Annotated in this window: 2 protein-coding genes; both read left to right on the top strand. The window is 31.5% G+C overall.

Features of this window, described 5'->3' with window-relative positions; all coding sequences use genetic code 11:
- The coding region (locus DW761_RS20755) for a C39 family peptidase (RefSeq protein ID WP_199485673.1) at positions 1–692 on the top strand (692 nt) is incomplete at its 5' end.
- Between the two features lie 126 nt (positions 693–818).
- Positions 819–2,330, top strand: a complete 1,512-nt coding sequence (locus tag DW761_RS20750; protein WP_117456285.1) for an LCP family protein — start codon at positions 819–821, stop codon at positions 2,328–2,330.
- Positions 2,331–2,555: the final 225 nt, after the last annotated feature.

Raw genomic sequence — 2,555 nt, 5'->3', positions numbered from 1 at the left:
TAAATGGAAATACATATTTATTTACAGATAAAGGTATTATAACAACAGGTTGGCATAGCAGTGATTCTAATCTTTATTATTTCAACAAGGATGGGCATATGTGTAAAGGGAGTAAAACTATAGATCAAAGAAAATATTATTTTAATACCTCTAATGGTGAACTCATGAGTATGACTGCTCCAATACCTTATTATATGCAAACAGATTCTCGTTGGGCTAATAAAAAATATGGATCTGGTACAATGGCGAGCACTGGATGTGCGCAAACTTGTGCAGCTATGGCTTTCTCATTTTTGAAAAATCAAACTATTTTACCTCCTGATGTAGCATCATGGGGTTATAAAAATGGGTATTATAATGGAAAAGTGACAGGCACTATAGGTTCATTTTGGCCTGCTATCTCTAAACATTACGGGATTGCTTGTCAAGGTAACTTGACTGTTGATCAGGCAATAGATGCTTTAAGACATGGAAAACTTGTGGTTGCTGGAATGAATCCACCAAATTTCACATTTGAAGGGACAACACATGAAATTATTATTTATGGAATAGATGAAAATAATATGGTTAGCGTCTATGATCCATATTTCAAAAGTCATAATAAAAAATATTCAATAAAGCAAATATTTAAAGAAAAATCAACAGATAAAGGGGATTGTACATCTGGTGGACCAATTTTTGCTTTAGGTTAAGATAAATTCAAGAGGTGATACAAAACTTGTATCACCTTTCTTAACAAAGTGTAAGAAAAATTTGTAGCATTATAAATTTAAAAAGGATATAATGAATGTGTTGTTTTGAAAAGGAGTGTTTAATTAATGGCGAAAAAAAAGACAATAAATAATAAACCTATTTGGAAAAATGCTGGATTTTATTTTGTTATAATTTATGCATTATTAACAATTGCGTTTGTTGCACAGATGTTCATTTCGAACATAGTTCCTATAAAATATGCTATTCCTGTTTTAATTGTATTAATTCTTTTATTTATGGGAATGTATTATTTACAACTGGGAAAACGAGTGAATAAAGTCAATAAGATATTAGGTAAAATTTTGATTGTTATTTTATCAATAATTTTAGGTGTTGGCAACTGGTATGTATTTAAAACTACAAATGCTTTTGGACGTATGACTGGAAATAATACTCAAACCGACGTAGTATCAGTTGTTGTCATGAAAGAAAGTAATGCAAAAGATATAAAAGATTTAAAAGGTAAGAAACTAGGTGTCATTAAAACAGGAGATAATGAAATAATGACCAAAGCCTTAGCAGATGTAAAGAAGGACCTTGGTGAGGATATTACTACTGTGGATTATAAATCATATAAGGATTATGGTGATGATCTATATGATGGAAAAGTTGATGCTATTTTAGTCAATGAAGGTAGTAGAGGATTGTTTGAAGATAATCATGCTAATTTTGATTCAGAGACAAGAAAAATAAAAGAATATACTTATGAAAAAGAAGTAAAAGATATTAGCAAGGATGTAAACGTTACAAAGGAACCGTTTAGTGTGTATATCACTGGTATTGATACTTTTGGAACAATTTCTACTGTATCACGCTCTGATGTAAACATGATTGTTACAGTAAATCCTAAAACACATCAGATTTTATTAACAAGTATTCCTCGTGATTACTATGTTCCTCAGCCTTGTCAAGGGGGACAAACAGATAAACTGACTCACTCTGGTTTATGGGGAGCGGAATGTACTGTTGAAACTGTTGAAAATTACTTTGATGCTGAAATCAACTATTTTGCTAGAGTTAATTTCTCTAGTGTGATTAGTATAGTAGATGCATTGGGAGGTATTACTGTTGAAAATCCTGTGGCATTTACTGCAAGTGATGGAACATATTCTTATCCAGCAGGAAATGTAGATATGGATGGGGCAATGGCACTTCGTTTTGCTCGTGAACGTTATAATTTAGCAGACGGGGATAGAGATCGTGGACGTAATCAGATGCGTGTTATTACGGCAATGATAAATAAAATGATATCACCAACTATTATCACAAATTATTCAAGTATCATGGATGCAATTGGTGGAAGCTTCCAGACAAATATGACTTCAAATGAAATGTCATCCTTAGTAAAAATGCAAATCAATGATATGTCAGGATGGGATATTAAGCAGATTAGTGTTAGTGGTCGTGGAAATGGCAGTGCATGGTCTCCAGCAAATGGATTTAATGCTTGGGTTATGGAACCAGATAGAGCAACAGTAGATAATGCTACTAGTTTGATTAAGAAAATTGTAAGTGGTGAAATGATTACAGATGCTGATGTACAGCATCAAAATGATTTAGTTTCAAATGCAGGATAATGATTTAGAGTGATATTTTAGAAATCCGTTATTACGTCTACAAGATGTTTTTATCAAGATAAATAGAAAGATGATAAAAAACATGATTTACATAGTTTTTAAAATATAACGTAATGTAAAAAAAGAACAGCGAATTGTTTGCTGTTCTTTTTAATACCATATAATGATAAGAATGTCAAGCAAAAATGAAAATGTCTTAAAAATAATTAAACATTAGCACCGGAT

The organism is Absiella sp. AM29-15, assembly GCF_003434225.1.
In the GTDB taxonomy this organism is placed as follows: domain Bacteria; phylum Bacillota_I; class Bacilli_A; order Erysipelotrichales; family Erysipelotrichaceae; genus Hoskinsella; species Hoskinsella hominis.
Note: the sequence above shows the minus strand (reverse complement) of the source record. Positions and strands in the feature narration are given on the sequence as shown.

Excerpts from the sequence above, each read along its gene's own strand:
- DW761_RS20750 (WP_117456285.1), top strand. The coding sequence starts at position 819 with ATGGCGAAAAAAAAGACAATAAATAATAAACCTATTTGGAAAAATGCT.